Genomic DNA, 17,620 nt, shown 5'->3' with positions numbered 1-17,620 from the left:
TGCCTCAGACGGCGCGGCGTGCGGTGAGCAGGCCGAGCGCGGAGATGGCCGCGAAACCGAACAACAGCCACCTCGCCGACGTGACCACCGAACCACCGCCGAAGCTGACCAGCAGGCCGGCGACGGCCGCGCCGAACGCGGTCGACATCGTCAGGATCGTCGCGATCGCGGCGGCCGCCTGCCCGGCCTCGCCGTCCGGGGCGGAGGTCATCGCCGCGACGGAGAGATGAGGCATCGCGATGCCGATTCCGGTGCCACCGAGGAAGAGCACCGGCAGCCAGGCGAGCACGACGGGCAGCGACGGCTGCGCGGTCTGCAGCAGCCCCAGCAGCGCGAATCCCGCCGCGAGGCAGACGGGCCCGGCCAGCACCAGGCGTCGTGTCTTACGCGCCGAAGCGCTGACGAGCTGGCTCACCGACCAGCCCAAGGACAGCGCGGCGGCGAAGAATCCCGCCGCCGCGGGCGGGAGCCCGCCCAGGCTTTGTCCGAACAGCGGCAAGAACGTCTCCACCGCGACGCCGGACGCCAGGATCATGATGGTCAGGTAGATCCACCGCAGCCGTGAGCCTCGCCGGTAGACCGAAGCGGGCAGAACACTGGCCGCCGCACGGTTTTCCGCCACCAGGAACGCGCCCACGAGCCCGAGACCCAGCGCGATGAAGGCCGCCGTCGCGAGGACGTCGGACAGGATCCCGGCCACGCTCACCGCCCCGGCGGCGCCGACGATCAGCGACAGCGAAACGACCGGGGCCGGCGACGACTGCGCCGGGGCTTCGACGGCGGGCAGCGCCCTGGGCACGAAGATCGCCAGCACGGCCGCAGCCGCGGCGAGGATCGCGAACGCCGCGCGCCACGAACCGAACTGTGCCGAGAAACCGCCGAGCGCGGGGCCCGCGAAGTTCCCGATCCCGAACATCGCGGAGATCAGGGCGCTGCCCCGGCTCCACAGCCGTGGCGGCAACGCCGAATGGATCAGGGCGAAGCCGAGCCCGGTCAGCAGGCCGGCGCCGAGGCCCTGTGTCCCGCGCCCGATCAGGAGGACCGGCATCGACGGGCTCACCGCGCACAGGACCGAGCCCGCGGCGAAGACACCGAAACCGATCAGATAGGAAGCCTTGCCCCCGAAGCGGGAAAGGGCCTGGCCCACCAGCATGGTCGCGACGACCTGGGCGACCAGGAACGCCGTCATCGTCCAGGCGTACAGCGGTCGTCCGCCGATGTCCTGGACGGCGGTCGGCAGGAGGCTCGCCGCCACGTAGATGGTGATCGCGCCGACCAGCACCCCGCCCGCCAGTACCGCCGACGTGCTCGTATGGCGGCCCAATTCCCGCCACGACCCGACTTCTTGCCCGATGCTCACGCGGTTCTCCTCGTTGTCGAAAGGATTGCGCTTCGCATCCTGTCGGCGCGGGAGGCCCCGGTAATCGGGCAAATCGGACGTGAATCGCGTCACATTTTCGTGCGGCCTTCGATGGCGGCGCGGGCGGCCTCGACCGACTTCCGGACGACGACTTCCGTGGAGTAGCCCTGTTTCTTGAAGACGCCGTCGAGGTAGAACGTGCCGTAGCCGTGCGCCTGGGTGAACAGCTGCTCCATCAATTCGAGCCCGTCCTGCGGCCGGTCCGCGACGGTCAGGCAGAGCATGACGAACTGGTCGGTCAGGCGGCGGGTCTGCTCGTGCAGTGCGGCGTGCTCGGGGCCCTGCAAGCCGTCCGAGTAGATGATGTTCATCCCGGCGCGGCGTTCGATGAGGTACTCCGTGTACGCGCCCGCGGCCGCGGCGAGCGCGGCGACGGGTTCGCTCTCGGCCTCGATGGCTTTCTGCACCCTGTCGGCCAGTTGGCAGGCGACGGTGGCCGCGAGCGCGGCGAGCAGGCTCTCCTTGTCCGGGAAGTGCCGATAGGGCGCGCCTGGGCTGACCTTCGCGCGCCTGGCGACCTCGGCGACCGAGAACGCGCCGAGCCCCTGTTCGGCGATCAGGTCCAGCGAGACCCGCACGAGTTCGGCGCGAAGATCGCCGTGATGGTACTTGCCGCCCATGTCGTGGATCACACCGTCCCGGTCGCGGAATATGTAAGAGCCCTCTTACGCTAGTTGTAAGTGACCTCTTACATGGTCTCACTGCTTCTCGGAGGGTTTCATGACGACGACCACGCACGCCATCGCCGCGCCGTCCCCGGGTGCCGCCCTGTCGCCGACGACGATCGAGCGTCGCGACCTGCGTCCGGACGACGTGCTGATCGACATCGCGTACGCGGGGATCTGCCACAGCGACATCCACCAGGTGAAGGAGGACTGGGGTAGCGCGATCTTCCCGATGGTGCCCGGCCACGAGATCGCCGGCGTCGTCGCCGCGGTCGGCTCGGACGTGACGAAGTACCAGGTCGGTGACCGCGTCGGCGTCGGCTGCATGGTCGATTCCTGTGGCGAGTGCGAATACTGCCTCGCGGGCACCGAGCAGTTCTGTGTCAAGGGCAACATCCAGACCTACAACGGTGTCGGCTTCGACGGCGAGAACACCTACGGCGGTTACAGCCGTCAGATCGTCGTGAAGGACTCCTTCGTCTGCCGCATCCCGGAAGGGATCGGCCTCGACGTCGCCGCCCCGCTGCTGTGCGCGGGCATCACCACCTACTCGCCGCTGAACCGCTGGGGCGCCGGGCCGGGCAAGAAGGTCGCCGTCGTCGGCCTCGGCGGGCTCGGTCACATGGCGGTCAAGATCGCGGTGGCCATGGGCGCCGAGGTCACCGTGCTCAGCCAGAGCCTGAAGAAGCAGGAAGACGGCCTGAAGCTGGGTGCGAAGGACTACTTCGCGACCGGTGACGCGTCGACGTTCAAGGCGCTGCGCGGCCGCTTCGACCTGATCCTCAACACCGTTTCCGCCACGCTGCCCGTCGACTCCTACCTCGGCATGCTGCGCGTCGGCGGGGCGATGGTGAACGTCGGGGCGCCCGGCGAACCGTTGTCCTACAACGCCTTCTCGCTGCTGGGCGGGAACAAGGTGCTCGCCGGTTCGATGATCGGCGGGATCGCCGAGACCCAGGAGATGCTCGACTTCTGCGCCGAGCACGGGATCGGCGCGGAAATCGAGACGATCTCGGCCGACCAGGTGAACGTGGCCTACGACCGGGTCGAGAACAGCGACGTCCGGTACCGGTTCGTCATCGACGCGGCGACCATCGGCGCCTGACCCGCTTGGCCGGGAGAGTCGCCTGACACGGACCTGGCGACCATGTCGCGAAAGCCACTTTCGAGACGTCTGATGTCCCGAAAGTGGCTTTCGCGACACCGCTTCCCGGAACGGGACGGCTACATCAGCAGCAGCGGCACGGTGTTCATCGCGGTGTGCGCGGCGATCGGCGCCCACAGGTTGCGGTAACGCGACCACAGATACCCGGTGAACAGCCCGAAGAACCCTTGGAACGCGACGATCGCGCCCAGAGTGAGCGGGAGCGACCCCTGCCCGTGCGTCGGCAGGTGCAGCCACGCGAACAGCAGGGCCGCCAGCAGGATTCCTGGCCACCGGCCGAAAAGCGCCTCCAGGCGGGTCTGCAGCATGCCGCGGAAGAAGACCTCTTCGAGGACGTTCGCGGTGAAGAAGGTGAGGGTGGCGCCGACCGCCAGGTACACCGGGTCGGGGTAGTCCTCCGCGGTGGGGAGCGGCGGCGCGAGGGGGCCGAGGACGGAGAGCCAGCCGAACGCGAGCACCGCCGGGATCGGCGCGAGCCATCGCCAGGACCGCCGGGGCCACCACGTGAGCCGGAACGGATCGGGTTCCCCTCGCGTACGCAGGAGGACCAGCGGCAGCACCAGGAACACGAGCGGCTTGGCGAGCGCCCAGACGTCGCGGACCAGCGTCTGGTGTCCCGCCACCGAAACCAGGTGCAACGCCGGCGGCCACAGGAAGGCGATGAGCGCCAAGGCCGTCGCCTGCTTTCGGAGCCTGGCCCGGTCGACGGTGTCGGGGAGCAGTTTCGGCGCGTGGAGCGGGATCCCGTGGATCAGCAGCATCCCGGCCAGCGCCGGAATCAACGCTCCGGCAAGGGAAAGCGTCTTGTCCGAATCCGCGGACGGCTTGATCGTGTCGTGCCCGGTCGCCAGCAGCAGTGCGGGCGCGGCCACGAACACCGCGAGCCCGCCGAAGAGGATTCCCCACGCGGGTACCGGTTTTTCTTTCACCGGGTCAGGATCTTCGAAGCCACGCGAGTCCGCGTCATCACTTCGGAGGACTTCAGCCGACCGCGATGACCTTCTCCAGGCTGCGCAGGCACAACGTGAGTGCTTCGTGCTTCGGCGTCTTGTCTCGCACCAGCTCCCACGCCGTGTAGAGCATGCTCCAGAGCAGCTGGAGCAGCCACTCCTTCGTCATCGCCGGATCGATCGAGCCCTCGGCGTGCCCGCGTTCGATGAGCCGGAGCAGGCGGCGGTCGTCGTCGCTCTCCTCCGCCCATTCGGGCCGGGTCACCAGATCCGGCATGGTGAACAGCAGCTGGAAGATGTCGGCGTGCTCGAAGTACTCCTGGCACAACCGCGCCAGCACGGTGGGGACCGGGCCGTCGTCGAGCCTGGCCCGCTGGGTGCTCTGGGAGATCTTGTCGAGGGCGTCGTGGCTGATGGCGTCGATCAGGTCCGAACGCTCCGCGAAGTACCGGTGCACCGTGGTGCGCCCGACGTTCGCCGCCGCCGCGATGTCGGCCAGCGAGGCGCTCGGTTGCTTGGTCAACGTCTCGATGGCCGCGTCCAGGATCGCGCGCCGGGTCCTCGCCCGGACACCCGTCTCGGTGACCACACCCTCACTCATGGCCGGTACCGTACCTCGCTCCCCGATATGGAACTCGTTTGACGATTTTAGAACACTCGTGTTCCATTGAGAACCATGAACACTCCACGATTGAAGGTGCTGTGGTCGTTCGCGAGACCACACAAGGGGGCACTCGCGATCGGGCTGTTGCTCGCCCTGCTCGGTTCGGCGGCGGGCCTCGCCACGCCCATGGTCACGAAATGGGTGCTCGACTCGCTCGGTTCGTCGGCGTCGCTGGCGGGCCCCGTGCTGGCGTTGGCGGGGCTGATGGTGGTCGGCGCGGTGATCTGGCTGGCGCAGTGGATCCTGCTCGGCACGGTCGGCGAGCGGGTGGTGCTGCAGGCGCGGGAATCGATGGTGCGCCGGTTCTTCCGCGCGACGATCCCGGCGATCACGAAGCGGCCGACGGGGGAGCTGGTCACCCGCGTCACCTCGGACACGGTGTTGCTGCGTGAAGCGGCGTCCTCCAGTGTGATCGGCCTGATCAACGGTGTGGTGATGCTCGTCGGCACCCTGGTGCTGATGAGCGTGCTCGACCCGGTGCTGCTGGCGACGACGGTGGCGGCCGTGCTCGTGGTGATCGCGCTGTTCACGTGGCTCATGCCGGCCATCGCGAAGGAACAGGAGAAGGCGCAGGACCGCGTCGGCCGTCTCGGCGGCGTCCTCGAAGGCGCGCTGCGGGCGATCCGCACGGTGAAGGCCAGCCGTGCCGAAGCCCGGCAGTCCGAGCGGATCCTGGTCGACGCGGAAGCCGCCACCGCGCACGGCGTCCGCGCGGTGCGACGGGAGGCCGTCGCCTGGGTGGTGGCGTGGACCGGTATCCAGGCCGCGACCCTGGTGATCCTCGGCCTCGGTGCCTGGCGGGTCGGCGCGGGCCTGCTGGAGGTGTCCAGCCTCATCGCGTTCCTGCTGTACGCGTTCGCGCTGATGGAGCCGATCACCGAACTGAGCCAGAACATGACCGCGTTGCAGGCGGGGATCGCCGCGGCCGGGCGGATCCGGGAGATGGACGCGCTCGAGGTCGAAGAGGATCGGGCGCCTGCCCGGACGGAGCCGGGTGCCCGGAGTGGCCCGGTGCTGGAGCTGCGAGAGGTGACCGCGGGCTACGGCGGCGACCCGGCGTTGCGGGACGTCTCGCTGAAGATCCCGAGGCGCGGGCACACCGCGATCGTCGGGCCGTCCGGCGCGGGCAAGACCACGATGCTGTCGCTGATCATGCGGTTCGTGCGGCCGGAGTCGGGGGCGCTGCTGCTGGACGGACGCGAGTACGCGGACCTGCCGTACGCGGACGTGCGGAGCCGGCTGGCCTACGTCGAGCAGGAGACGCCGATCGTGCCGGGGACGATCCGGGAGAACCTGCTCTTCACCCATCCCGACGCGACCGAGGACGAGGTGCGGCGGGCTCTCGAAGAGGTCCGGCTGAGCGACAAGATCGCCGCGCTCGACGACGGCCTGGACACGCCGCTTTCGTCGACGTCGGTGTCCGGCGGGGAACGCCAGCGGATCGCGCTGGCCAGGGCGATCCTGCGCACGCCGGACGTGGTGCTGCTGGACGAGGCGACCGCGCAGGTCGACGGCCGGACCGAGAGTGCGATCCACGACTGCATCCGGCGGCTGGCCCGCGAGGGCGCCGTGGTCACCGTGGCCCACCGGCTGTCCACGGTGATCGACGCGGACACCATCGTGGTGATGGAGGAGGGCCGCGTCCGGGCGAGCGGCAGCCATGAGCATCTGCTCGCCACCGACACGCTGTACCGGGAACTGGTGGAGGCGCTGCGGATCGCGGGGGAGGGCGCCCCTGTTCCCGGCTGATCTCAGGCCGGGACGGCGCGGACGCCCGGCGGCATCTCGCGGTTGACCTCGTCGAGCCGGGTGGCGACGGTCCGGCAGGGTTCGCAGCCCGCGAGATGCGTGGTGATCAGGTTCGCCCGGCGGCCCGGCACGCCGCCGCGGAGCCACGCGCCCATCCGGCGCCGCGCTTCCTGGCAGCACGGCGTTCCCGTCTCGGGGACCTGCGCTTGCAGGAAGGCCTGGCGCAGTCCTTCGCGGGCGCGCAAGGCGAGGACGGAGGCGCCGTTGGGCGAGACGCCCAACAGCGGAGCGACCACCTTCGGCGAGTCTCCTTCGGCTTCGGTCCGCCACAGCACCGTCCGCCAGCGGCCGGGGAGCGCGCAGTAGGCGGTCCACGCCAGCCGGGCGTTCGACCGGAGGATGACGAGTTCTTCCGCGCCCACGGCTCCGGCGGCCTCTTCGACCGCCGGGGTCGTGCCGTACAGCTCGACCCGTTTGTGGTGACGGCTCCACTTGGCCGCGAGATTCCGGATGGTGACCGCGAGGTAGGGGCGGAGGTTTTCGCGCGGCCCGCCGCCGTCGCGGATGACGCGCAGGACCCGTACGAAGGCTTCGGCCACGAGGTCGTCCCGTTCGGCGGGGTCGGCGACCCAGCCGGCGGCGATGCGGCGGAGCGGCTCGGCGTGGCGCCGGAAGAGGGTCTCGCCGGCGGCGATGTCACCGGCGCGGAAGGCGTCGAGCAGCGTGGCGTCCGCTGTGGTGTCTTCGACGTCATTCCTCATCGCGGTCTCCCGAAGTAACGGGTACGGCAGTGTACCGGTAACCCGGCCACCGATAAACTCCGGGGGATGACGCCTGAAGCCGACGTGCCTCGGCCGGACGGCCGCGCGGCGCGCTGGGCGGGACAGCGTGAGCGCCGCCGTCGGGAGTTCGTCGACGCGGCGCTGCGCGCGATCGCCGAGCACGGTCCGGAGGTCTCCACCGAGCAGATCGCCGACGAGGCCGGGGTGGCGAGAACGCGGGTGTACAAGCATTTCGACGACGCCGCCGACCTGCAGCGCGCGATCGCCGACCGTGCCGTCCGGCTCATCACCGCCGAACTCGCCCCGCTGTGGGACCCGAGCGGGACGCCGATGCAGCTGATCACCATCGCGGTGGGCGCGCACACCGGCTGGCTCGCCGAACACGGGAACCTCTACCGCTATCTCGCCCGGCACTCCCAGGCCGGGCGGCGCGGCGGCGACGCCATCACCGACGTCAGAACGGCGATCGCCCGGCAGCTCTCCGTCCTGTTCGAGCACTACCTCGACACCTTCGACCTCGACGGCCGGATCGCGGAACCACTCGCGTTCGGGCTGGTCGGCCTCGTCGACACGAGTGCCGCGCGCTGGCTGGAGAATCCGGGCGGCCTCGAACTCCCGGAACTCGCGAGCCAGCTGGTGCGGTGGATCTGGCGGGTCATCGACGACACGCTGCGGGAACGCGGGGTCGAACTCGATCCGCATTCGCCGCTGCTCGTGCCGGGCGGCTGAGCGCCCAGGATGCGGGAGCGGGAATGAAAGCCCGCCCGCCGGTGTCGGAGCGGTCATGGTCACCCCTTTCGACGACCCGGTCTGGGCATCGCTGACCGGCCCGCACGCCCACTTCGCGGAACGCTCCGGCCAGGTCCTGCGCTACCAGGTCGACGTCGCGCCGTTCTTCGCCCTCCCGCCGGAACCGGACGACGCTGTGTGGGCCGACGTCGCCGCGCTGGCGGGCCCCGGCCAGACGGTCACCGTCCACAACACGCTGCCCGTCCCGGCCGGCTGGGAAGTCCTCGGCAGGATCGCCGGAGTCCGGCTGGTCGACGTCGCGCTCGAAGCCGCCGAAGATCCCGAAGCGGTCGTGCTGGGGCCCGACGACGTCCCGGAGATACTCGGCCTCGTCGACCGCGCCCAGCCCGGGCCGTTCCGGAAGCGGACCATCGAATTGGGGACATACCTGGGAATCCGGCGCGACGGCGAGCTGATCGCGATGGCCGGGGAGCGGATGCGTCCGCCCGGCTGGACCGAGATCAGCGCCGTCTGCACCGACCCGGCGTATCGCGGCCAAGGACTGGCGACCCGGCTCATCCGCGCGGTGGCGGCGGGGGTCCGGGACCGCGGCGAACGTCCGATGATGCACGCGGCGGCGACGAATACCTCGGCCATCCGGCTCTACGAATCGATCGGTTTCGAGGTGGAGCCGCGGCCGGACTTCGTGTCGGTCCGGGTTCCTGGCTCCTTGTGAAGACACGCTAACGAGGGATTTCAGAAACTCGCGATGGACTGAACAGCACGGGCGGGCCAGACTTCGCGCCATGAAGGCATTGGTCAAAGCCGACCGAGCACCCGGGCTGGAACTCACCGACGTGCCGGACCCCGCCGTCGGCCCCGGCGACGTCGCCGTCCGCGTGCTGCGCGCCGGGATCTGCGGTACCGATCTGCACATCGACTCCTGGGACGACTGGGCGGCGCGCACCATCGCCGCGCCGCTGGTCATCGGGCACGAGTTCGTCGGCGAGGTGGTCGAAATCGGCCGCTCGGTGACCACGGTCAAGGTGGGCGACCTGGTCAGCGGCGAGGGCCACCTGGTCTGCGGGAGCTGCCGCAACTGCAAGGCCGGGCGGCGTCACCTGTGCGCCAGGACCAAGGGTCTCGGCGTGCACACCGATGGCGCCTTCGCGCAGTACGCCGTGCTGCCCGAGATGAACGCCTGGGTGCACCGCACCAAGGTCGACCTCGACATCGCCGCGATCTTCGACCCGCTCGGCAACGCCGTGCACACCGCGCTGTCCTTCCCCGTCATCGGCGAGGACGTGCTGGTCACCGGCGCCGGCCCGATCGGCATCATGGCCGCCGCGATCGCACGCCACGCGGGCGCGCGCAACGTCGTCGTCACCGACGTCAGCGAGCATCGGCTGGAGCTGGCCCGCAAGGTCGGCGTCGACCTCGCGCTGGACGTCTCCTCCGCGACCATCGCCGACGCGCAGGAGCGGCTCGGTATGGCCGAAGGTTTCGACGTCGGCATGGAGATGAGCGGGCGGCCCGAGGCGCTGCGCGACATGATCGCGAACATGTCGCACGGTGGCCGCGTCGCGCTGCTCGGCCTCCCCGCCTCCGACGTGTCGGTCGACATCGCGTCCGTGGTGCTGAAGATGATCCAGATCAAGGGGATCTACGGACGCGAGATGTTCGAGACGTGGTACTCGATGTCCGTGCTACTGCAGGCCGGGCTCGACATCTCGCCGGTGGTCACCCACCGGTTCGGCTACACCGAATACGAGAAGGCGTTCGCGACGGCCAGGGAAGGCCGCTGCGGCAAGGTCATTCTGGACTGGACGGAGAACTGATGTACGGCGCGATGCGCGACGACCTCAAGGCCGGGCTCGCCGAGATCCGGGAAGCCGGGCTGTACAAGGGCGAGCGGGTGATCCAGGGACCGCAACGGGCTTCGGTCAGCGTCGGCGACGGCGACGTCCTCAACTTCTGCGCCAACAACTACCTCGGCCTCGCCGACCACCCCAAGCTGATCAAGGCCGCCCAGGAGGCGCTCGACCGCTGGGGCTTCGGCATGGCGTCGGTGCGGTTCATCTGCGGGACCCAGCAGCCGCACAAGGAGCTCGAAGCGAAGCTGTCGGAGTTCCTCGGCACCGAGGACACGATCCTCTACAGCTCCTGTTTCGACGCCAACGCCGGGCTCTTCGAGACGCTGCTGACGGATCAGGACGTCATCATCTCCGACGAGCTCAACCACGCGTCGATCATCGACGGCGTCCGGCTCTGCAAGGCGAAGCGGATGCGCTACCGCAACCGTGACGTCGCGGATCTGGAGGCCAGGCTGAAGGAGGCGTCCGGCGCGCGCTACCGGATGATCGCCACCGACGGCGTGTTCTCGATGGACGGCTATCTCGCGCCGCTCGACGAGATCTGCGAACTGGCCGAGCGCTACGACGCCCTGGTGATGGTGGACGACTCGCACGCCGTCGGCTTCACCGGCCCGACCGGCCGCGGTACTCCGGAGCTGTTCGGCGTGCAGGACAAGGTCGACGTGCTGACCGGCACCCTCGGCAAGGCACTCGGCGGCGCGAGCGGCGGCTACACCTCCGGCCGCGCCGAGATCGTCGAGATGCTGCGGCAGCGTTCGCGGCCGTACCTGTTCTCGAACTCGCTGGCGCCGTCGATCACCGCGGCCGCGCTCGCGACACTCGAACTGCTGGACTCTTCGAGTGACCTGCTGGGCAAGCTGCGCGCCAACACCGAGCTGTTCCGGCGCCGGATGACCGAGGCCGGCTTCGACCTGCTTCCGGGTGAGCACCCCATCATCCCGGTGATGATCGGCGACGCCGCCAAGGCGGGCAAGATGGCGGATCTGCTGCTCGACCAGGGCATCTACGTGATCGGGTTCTCGTATCCGGTGGTGCCGCACGGCAAGGCCCGGATCCGGACGCAGATGTCGGCCGCGCATTCGACCGAAGACGTCGACCGGGCGGTCGACGCGTTCGTGACGGCAAGGTCCATGATGGACGAATGATCGATCCGCGACGGCTGCGCGTGCTGCGCGCCCTCGCCGACCACGGCACCGTGACGGCGGCGGGGCAGGCGCTGCACCTGACGCCGTCCGCGGTTTCCCAGCAGCTGGCCGCCCTCGAAGCCGAGTGCGGCCAGCAGCTGCTTCGCCGCCGGGGCAGGCGTGTTTCGCTGACCCCGGCCGGCGAGCTGATGGTGGTGCACGCCAACGCCGTCGCCGCCGAACTGGAACGGGCGCGGGCGACCCTCGCCGCGCTCGATTCCGGTGTCCAGGGCATGGTGCGGCTGGCGAGTTTCGCCTCCGCGATCACGATGGTCGTGGCGCCCGCGATCGCGTCGCTGCGTGCCGGTTCGCCCGGGGTCACGATGCAGGTTCAGGACGTCGAGGGGCACGCGAGCATCCCGCTGCTGCTCGACGGCGAGGTCGATCTGGCGATCACCGAGGAGTACCGGCTCTCGCCACGGACGGATGAAAGCAGGCTCACCCGGTTCCCGTTGTACGTGGAGCCCTTCGACGTCGTGCTGCCCACCGCGCACCGGCTCGCGGAAGCGTCCGAAGTGGACATAGACGACCTGGCCGACGACGAGTGGATCGCGCCGAAACCCGGTAATCCGTGCCGTGACGTGCTGATGATCGTGTGCGCCAATCCGGCGATCCGGCACGTCTCCGACGATTTCCACGCGATCACCACCCTGGTCGCCGCGGGCGAGGGCGTGGCGCTGGTGCCACGCAACGCTTTCGCCGCCGTCCCCGGGGCTGTCGCCGTTCCGTTGCGCGGCGAGCCGCCGCTGCGTCGCGTGTTCGCCGCCGTCCGGCGGGGGAGCGCGGACCACCCGTTGCTCAAGACCGTGCTCGCCGCGCTGCTGGACGCGGATGCGGACCGGGGAAGTCCCACTTAAGATCTGGGCACCTGCCGTCGAAGGAAAGACAGGGTCCGGATGCTCCAGATCGATGCCCTCACCTGGATCGTCACGATCGGGCTGGTGCTCGGGCTCCTGGCACTCGATCTCGTCCTCGCGGCGGTGCGGCCGCACAAGGTCGGCTTCGGTGAGGCGGTGGCCTGGTCGGTCGGCTACATCCTGGTCGCGGTGGCGTTCGGCGTCTGGCTGACGATCGCGCACGGCGGCGACTTCGGGCAGCAGTACTTCGCGGGTTACATCGTCGAGAAGAGCCTGTCGGTCGACAATCTCTTCGTCTTCGTGATCATCATGAGCACCTTCGCGGTCCCCGAGGAACACCAGCACAAGGTGCTCACGTTCGGCATCGTGGTCGCGCTGATCATGCGCGCGATCTTCATCGCCCTCGGCGCGACGCTGCTTTCCTTGTTCTCCTTCATGTTCCTGCTGTTCGGGCTGCTGCTGATCTACACCGGCGTCCAGCTGTTCCGGCATCGGGACGAGGATCCGGACGTCGAGAACAACGTGGTGGTGCGGTCCGCGCGCCGTCTGCTGCCGCTCTCGACCGAGTACGACGGCGGCAAGCTGACCACCCGGGTGGAGGGGAAGCGTGTCGGCACGCCGCTGGTGGTGGTGCTGCTCGCGATCGGCGGGATCGACCTGCTGTTCGCGCTGGACTCGATCCCCGCGGTCTTCGGCGTCACCGACGAGCCGTACCTGGTCTTCGCGGCCAACGCCTTCGCGCTGCTGGGCCTGCGGGCGCTGTACTTCCTGGTGAAGGGCCTGCTCGACCGCCTGGTGTACCTGTCGGCCGGGCTCGCGGTGATCCTCGGATTCATCGGGATCAAGCTGATCCTGCACTGGGCGCACGTGGACATCGACGAGAGCGTTCCCGAGATCTCGACGCCGGTCAGTCTTTCGGTGATCATCGGGATCCTCGTGGTGGTCACGGTGGCGAGCCTGCTCAAGACCCGCAAGGATCCCTCCGCCAAGGCGCATCCGGGCTCGCTGCGCGGCTCCCGGCCCGAAGAGGACTAGCGCCAGCCCCGTTCGAAGAGGTCGAAGATTCTCTCGACGTCCTCTCGGGGATCCTTCCGGCCTCGGGTGAGCGCCGGGATGTCCAGCACGAAGCGGGCGAGCGCGTGACAGGCGATGTCGTCGGAGCCGGCGCCGGTCTCTTCGGCGATGGCCGCGCCGAGGGCCGCGGCGTGCCGGGTCCACATGCGCTCGCCGTACTCCTGCAGCGCCGGGGTGCCGGTCACCAGCGCGGTGAACTCGGCGTACTGGGGATGCTTCGTGAGCGGAAGCCACGTCGTGAGCACGTACTCGCGCAGCGCCTCGACGATGCTCTGACCCTCTTCGCGCTCCCGGACGGCTGCGACCAAGCGTTCTTCGCGGTCCTGCGACTCGTCGAAGACCAGCGCCTCCTTGCCAGGGAAGTGCTTGAACAGCGTCGTCGTCGAGACGTCGGCCGCCTCGGCGATGTCTCGGATGCTCACCTGGTCGTAGCCGCGCGCCAAGAACAGGTTCAGCGCGGCGTCCGCCAGTGCCTGGCGGGTGGCCGCCTTCTTGCGTTCACGCCGTCCCGGTGTCTCCATGTGCGCACCCTACCGCAAGGGTTGTCACAGTCACTAAGTTGACTCGTTGCACTTTTTAACTCGTTCTGCTTTTCTGGGACTCATGACGATCAGCATCATCGGAGCGGGCCCGGGCGGCCTGACCTGTGCCCGCATCCTGCAGTTGCACGGTGTTCCCGTGACGGTGTACGAAAGCGATCCGCATCCCCGGGCACGGAACCAGGGCGGAACCCTCGATCTCCACGCGGACGACGGTCAGCTGGCCCTGCGTGAGGCCGGCCTCCTCGACGAGTTCTTCGCCCTTGCCCGCCCGGAGGGGCAGGAGATGCGCAAACTAGATCCTCGCGGGTGCCTCTTGGAGCACCATGTCCCCGCCGAAGGAGAGACGTTCAAACCGGAGATCGACCGCGGTCAGTTGCGCGGTCTCCTCCTCGACTCACTGGAGCCGGGCACCGTCCACTGGGGACGGACCCTGGAACGGGTCGAGGCCCCTGGGCGTCTGCGCTTCACGGACGGAGCGACGATTGAGACCGACCTGGTCATCGGCGCCGACGGGGCGTGGTCACGGGTCCGCCCGGCGGTCTCGGCGGCCGTGCCCGAATACTCCGGGATCACCTTCCTGGAGGCGTGGTTCGACGACGTCGAGGTCGCGCACCCCGAACTCGCCGAACTCGTCGGCCAGGGCAGCGCGATGGCGGCCGACGGCGAACGGTGCCTTTTCGCTCAGCGCAACAGCGGGGACCACATCCGGGTCTACATCATCCAGCGGCTGCCCGCGGACTGGGCCAGGTCGGCCTCGGAGGTCCGCGGTCGCCTGCTCGACGCGTTTTCCGGCTGGTCGCCGTCGATGTTGCGGATGATCACCGACAACGACGGGCCCTACGTCGATCGTCCGTTGTACGTCCTGCCCGTCCCGCACACTTGGGAACACACGCCTGGAGTGACCCTGCTCGGCGATGCCGCCCACCTGATGCCGCCGCTCGGCGTCGGTGTCAATCTGGCCATGGTCGACGCTTGTGAGCTCGCGCTCGCGCTGGCCGGTTCGGCTTCTGTCGGCGACGCTGTCGCTCTTTACGAGAAGACCATGTTGCCGCGTTCGGAGGAGATCGCGCGACGGCTGGAGAACGGCGCCGAAGGGTTGCTAGAGGTCGATTAATGTTGGTGTGTAAGGAAAATGTTCGTTCTGTCGGTGGTCGGTTGTAGTTTCGGTGTGTGGATACACGGAACGCGCTTGTGGCGCTGCTCGAGGAAGTCACGTCGGCTGATCGGCTTCGGGAGGTCAATGCTTCGCTGGATTCGTTGGGGGATGAGGATGTTGTGGCGGCTGCTGTGGCGGCGTCGGAGGGGATCGCACGGTTGGAGGCGGTGCGGTTCCGGGCGTTGGCTCAGCTGAGCCGGCACCGCGACGGCGCGTCGAGTGTGGTGCAGGAGGTCGCGCTCGCGTTGTCTGTTGTGGACGGTCACGCGGCTGGGCTGGTGTCGACGGCGGAGGCGTTGACCACCCGTCTCCCGCGCACCCTCGGGTTGCTGGATGGTGGCAAGGTGGGTGGTTACGGGGCGATGAAGGTCGCTGCCGCGACCGCGTGGTTGTCGGATGAGGACGCGCGTGCGGTGGACGAGGTGCTGGAGGACCGGTTGCCGGGGCGGAATTCCGAGCAGGTCCGGAAAGCGGCCAGTCACGCGGCGATGATGGCCGACCGTGACGGCGCCGACCGGCGTGCGGAACGACAGCGGGCGGGGCGCCGGTTGTCGATCCGCCAGGGTGAGACCGGGGTGGCGTCGATCGAGGTCGAGGACGGCCCCGTGGAGAAAGTCACCGCCGCCTACACGAGGATCGACCGTGAGGCACGCGCGTTGAAAACCGGCGGGGAAACGCGCACCCTGGATCAGCTGCGCGCGGACGTCGCGCTCGATCTGTTGCTGGGCGGGCAGGGTGGACGTGAGCGGGCCGAGGTGTTCCTGTACATGGACCTGAACACTTATCTCGGGGTGAACGATGCTCCGGCCGAGCTGGCCGGGCACGGGCATGTTCCGGCGTCGCTGGCGCGGCATATCGCGTCTGGCCCGGACACGGTGTTGCGGCGGATCATCACCGATCCGCTCTCCGGGCAGGTGCTGGATCTGGGGCGGGACCGGTATCGGCCGACTGCGGGGTTGGGTGAGTTCGTGCGGGTGCGGGACCGGGAATGCCGAAGACCCGGCTGCCACCGGGCCGCCCAGTCCTGCGATCTCGACCATGCGGTGCCCTGGCAACACGGCGGCCACACCGCCGACACCGAACTGATCGACTTCTGCCGCCGCGACCACCGATTGAAAGACGAACCAGGCTGGGTCTACCAGCTCGCCTCCGACGGCACCCTCACGATCACCACACCTACTGGACAAAGCTACGACAGCACACCACCGCCCCTGCACGAACCCCGCACCGACGAGCCACCATTCTGAACCGACCACGGGTGAGGTCGTTGCCGAAATTCGGCGAGCGCTCGGGAGACGGGCCCGGCTGGGAACTACGGGCATGCGGCTGCGAGCTGGCCACCAGCTCTGCATGAATCGTGCGCCAAAGCGACTGTTCTAAACCCGCCGCCGGAACCGACCACGGTTAGGGTCGTTGCCGAAATTCGGCCAGCGCCTGAGAGGTGGACCCGGCTGGGGGTCTACGGGCCCGCGGCCGACAGCCGGCCACCAGCTCTGCATGAATCGTGCGCCAAAGCGACTGTTCTGAACCCGTCGTCGGAGCCGACCGCGGTTGGGTCGTTGCCGAAATTCGGCCAGCGCCTGAGAGGTTGACCCGGCTGGGGGTCTACGGGCCCGCGGCCGACAGCCGGCCACCAGCTCTGCATGAATCGCGCACCAAAGCGACTGTTCTGAACCCACCGCCGGGAACCGACCACGGTTGGGGTCGTTGCCGGAATTCGGCGAGCGCTTGGGAGCCGGACCTGGCTGGGGTTGCGGCTGGCGATCGGTCAGTTCTTCTGGACGTTCCTCGCAGCGATGAGTCACCGTTCTGGACCCGTCGCCGAAAAGTGGCGATGGGGCGAAGATGGGTTGCCGAAATTTGGCGAGCGCTCGAGAACCGAACCCAGTGGGGTCTACCGGCTTGGGGCTGACAGTCGGCCACCACCCCGCACGAACCCCGCAGCGAACAGCCACCACCACGAACCCGTCGCCGAAAAGTGGCCATGGGGCGGAGATGAGTTGCCGAAATTCGGCGAGCGCTCGAGAACCGAACCCAGCTGGGCCTACCGGCTTGGGGCTGACAGCCGGCCACCACCCTGCCCGAACTCCGCAGCGAACAGCCACCATTCCGAACCCGTCGCCAGAAAACGGCCACGGCGCCCATGGTTGGGGTCGTTGCCGGAATTCGGCGAGCGCTTGGGAGCCGGACCTGGCTGGGGTTGCGGCTGGCGATCGGTCAGTTCTTCTGGACTTTCCTCGCAGCGATGAGTCACCGTTCTGAGTCCGTCGCCGAAAAGCGGCGATGGGGCGAAGATGCGTTGCCGAAATTCGGCCAGCGCTCGAGAACCGAACCCAGCTGGGCTTACCGGCTTGCGGCCGACAGCCGGCCACCGCCCCCGCACGAACCCCACAGCGAACAGCCACCACCACGAACCCGTCGCCGAAAAGCAGCCATGGAGCGAAGGTGCGTTGCCGAAATTCGGCCATAGGACGGCACGCCCTGCGATGAATTTCGCGAGTCGTGACCACGTCCGTCACAGCTAGCTTCCACCGCCCCGCCCGCGGCTGTAGCCGAAAAACGACCATGAGACCCACGGCTGGATTCATCGCCGGAACACAACACACCACCGCCCCCCGCGACCAGCATCCCCTGATTACGCGCCCGTCGCCGGAAAACGACCACACTCCCAGGCGCAGGTGGTTGCCGGAATCCGGCCACGGAAGCAACACGGCACACACCCGACGATGTCTCGCACCTCGTGGCTATGGCATGGCCACCCACCCTCTCCGAGTCAAGCGCCCGACCATGCCGTCGCCGAAAAACGACC

General features: G+C 68.8%; 16 protein-coding genes. 10 read left to right on the top strand and 6 right to left on the bottom strand.

The genetic code is table 11. The annotated features are described in order from the left end of the window. Positions 1–4: 4 nt before the first annotated feature. Positions 5–1,360: an MFS transporter gene (locus tag ACOCEP_RS36225; protein WP_482334116.1), complete on the bottom strand. Its 1,356-nt coding sequence runs from the start codon at positions 1,358–1,360 to the stop codon at positions 5–7. Between the two features lie 89 nt (positions 1,361–1,449). Then, entirely contained in the window at positions 1,450–2,052 is a 603-nt protein-coding gene (locus ACOCEP_RS36220) for a TetR/AcrR family transcriptional regulator (protein WP_192741769.1), read from the bottom strand. Positions 2,053–2,140: 88 nt separating this feature from the next. Here ACOCEP_RS36220 and ACOCEP_RS36215 point away from each other — a divergent pair, with 88 nt between their 5' ends. Further along, positions 2,141–3,190 (top strand): NAD(P)-dependent alcohol dehydrogenase, encoded by a 1,050-nt coding sequence (locus tag ACOCEP_RS36215; RefSeq protein WP_482334114.1) that lies wholly within the window; start codon positions 2,141–2,143, stop codon positions 3,188–3,190. A gap of 119 nt (positions 3,191–3,309) precedes the next feature. On the opposite strand, the gene ACOCEP_RS36210 is transcribed toward ACOCEP_RS36215, so the two are convergent. Both ACOCEP_RS36210 and ACOCEP_RS36205 read right to left on the bottom strand, forming a co-directional pair. Continuing rightward, positions 3,310–4,179, bottom strand: a complete 870-nt coding sequence (locus ACOCEP_RS36210) for a CPBP family intramembrane glutamic endopeptidase (protein WP_482334112.1) — start codon at positions 4,177–4,179, stop codon at positions 3,310–3,312. A gap of 52 nt (positions 4,180–4,231) precedes the next feature. Then, positions 4,232–4,801, bottom strand: coding sequence for a TetR/AcrR family transcriptional regulator (locus ACOCEP_RS36205; protein ID WP_482334110.1), 570 nt, complete (start codon positions 4,799–4,801; stop codon positions 4,232–4,234). Positions 4,802–4,876: 75 nt separating this feature from the next. Between ACOCEP_RS36205 and ACOCEP_RS36200 the strand changes: the two genes are divergently transcribed. Further along, on the top strand, positions 4,877–6,613 hold the full coding sequence (locus tag ACOCEP_RS36200; RefSeq protein WP_482334109.1) for an ABC transporter ATP-binding protein: 1,737 nt from the start codon (positions 4,877–4,879) through the stop codon (positions 6,611–6,613). 2 nt (positions 6,614–6,615) lie between these two features. Here the strand turns inward: ACOCEP_RS36200 and ACOCEP_RS36195 are convergent, their stop codons facing one another. Continuing rightward, entirely contained in the window at positions 6,616–7,374 is a 759-nt protein-coding gene (locus tag ACOCEP_RS36195; protein WP_482334107.1) for a sigma-70 family RNA polymerase sigma factor, read from the bottom strand. Between the two features lie 66 nt (positions 7,375–7,440). On the opposite strand from ACOCEP_RS36195, the gene ACOCEP_RS36190 reads away from it, so the two are divergent. From ACOCEP_RS36190 to ACOCEP_RS36165, 6 genes are all read left to right on the top strand, one after another. Next, positions 7,441–8,124 (top strand): TetR/AcrR family transcriptional regulator, encoded by a 684-nt coding sequence (locus tag ACOCEP_RS36190; RefSeq protein WP_482334105.1) that lies wholly within the window; start codon positions 7,441–7,443, stop codon positions 8,122–8,124. 55 nt (positions 8,125–8,179) lie between these two features. After that, positions 8,180–8,860: a GNAT family N-acetyltransferase gene (locus ACOCEP_RS36185; RefSeq protein ID WP_482334103.1), complete on the top strand. Its 681-nt coding sequence runs from the start codon at positions 8,180–8,182 to the stop codon at positions 8,858–8,860. Positions 8,861–8,930: 70 nt separating this feature from the next. Then, positions 8,931–9,962: an L-threonine 3-dehydrogenase gene (tdh, locus tag ACOCEP_RS36180; RefSeq protein ID WP_482334102.1), complete on the top strand. Its 1,032-nt coding sequence runs from the start codon at positions 8,931–8,933 to the stop codon at positions 9,960–9,962. Then, positions 9,962–11,143 (top strand): glycine C-acetyltransferase, encoded by a 1,182-nt coding sequence (locus ACOCEP_RS36175; protein ID WP_482334100.1) that lies wholly within the window; start codon positions 9,962–9,964, stop codon positions 11,141–11,143. Before tdh ends, ACOCEP_RS36175 begins: the two co-directional genes overlap by 1 nt. Further along, positions 11,140–12,039: a LysR family transcriptional regulator gene (locus ACOCEP_RS36170; protein WP_482334098.1), complete on the top strand. Its 900-nt coding sequence runs from the start codon at positions 11,140–11,142 to the stop codon at positions 12,037–12,039. The genes ACOCEP_RS36175 and ACOCEP_RS36170 overlap by 4 nt, the downstream gene beginning before the upstream one ends. A 39-nt stretch (positions 12,040–12,078) precedes the next feature. After that, entirely contained in the window at positions 12,079–13,074 is a 996-nt protein-coding gene (locus tag ACOCEP_RS36165; RefSeq protein ID WP_482334096.1) for a TerC/Alx family metal homeostasis membrane protein, read from the top strand. On the opposite strand, the gene ACOCEP_RS36160 is transcribed toward ACOCEP_RS36165, so the two are convergent. Next, complete coding sequence (locus tag ACOCEP_RS36160; protein WP_482334094.1) at positions 13,071–13,634, bottom strand: TetR/AcrR family transcriptional regulator; 564 nt, start codon at positions 13,632–13,634, stop codon at positions 13,071–13,073. The two genes, ACOCEP_RS36165 and ACOCEP_RS36160, sit on opposite strands and share 4 nt — an antisense overlap. A gap of 82 nt (positions 13,635–13,716) precedes the next feature. On the opposite strand from ACOCEP_RS36160, the gene ACOCEP_RS36155 reads away from it, so the two are divergent. Both ACOCEP_RS36155 and ACOCEP_RS36150 read left to right on the top strand, forming a co-directional pair. Further along, positions 13,717–14,769 carry an FAD-dependent oxidoreductase gene (locus tag ACOCEP_RS36155; RefSeq protein WP_482334092.1) on the top strand — a complete coding sequence of 351 codons (1,053 nt, stop codon included), beginning with the start codon at positions 13,717–13,719 and terminating at the stop codon, positions 14,767–14,769. A 77-nt stretch (positions 14,770–14,846) separates the two neighbouring features. Beyond that, positions 14,847–16,058, top strand: a complete 1,212-nt coding sequence (locus ACOCEP_RS36150; RefSeq protein ID WP_482339882.1) for an HNH endonuclease signature motif containing protein — start codon at positions 14,847–14,849, stop codon at positions 16,056–16,058. Positions 16,059–17,620: the final 1,562 nt, after the last annotated feature.

The organism is Amycolatopsis sp. CA-211722 (genome assembly GCF_056828465.1).
This window is presented reverse-complemented; position numbering and strand designations above follow the sequence as displayed.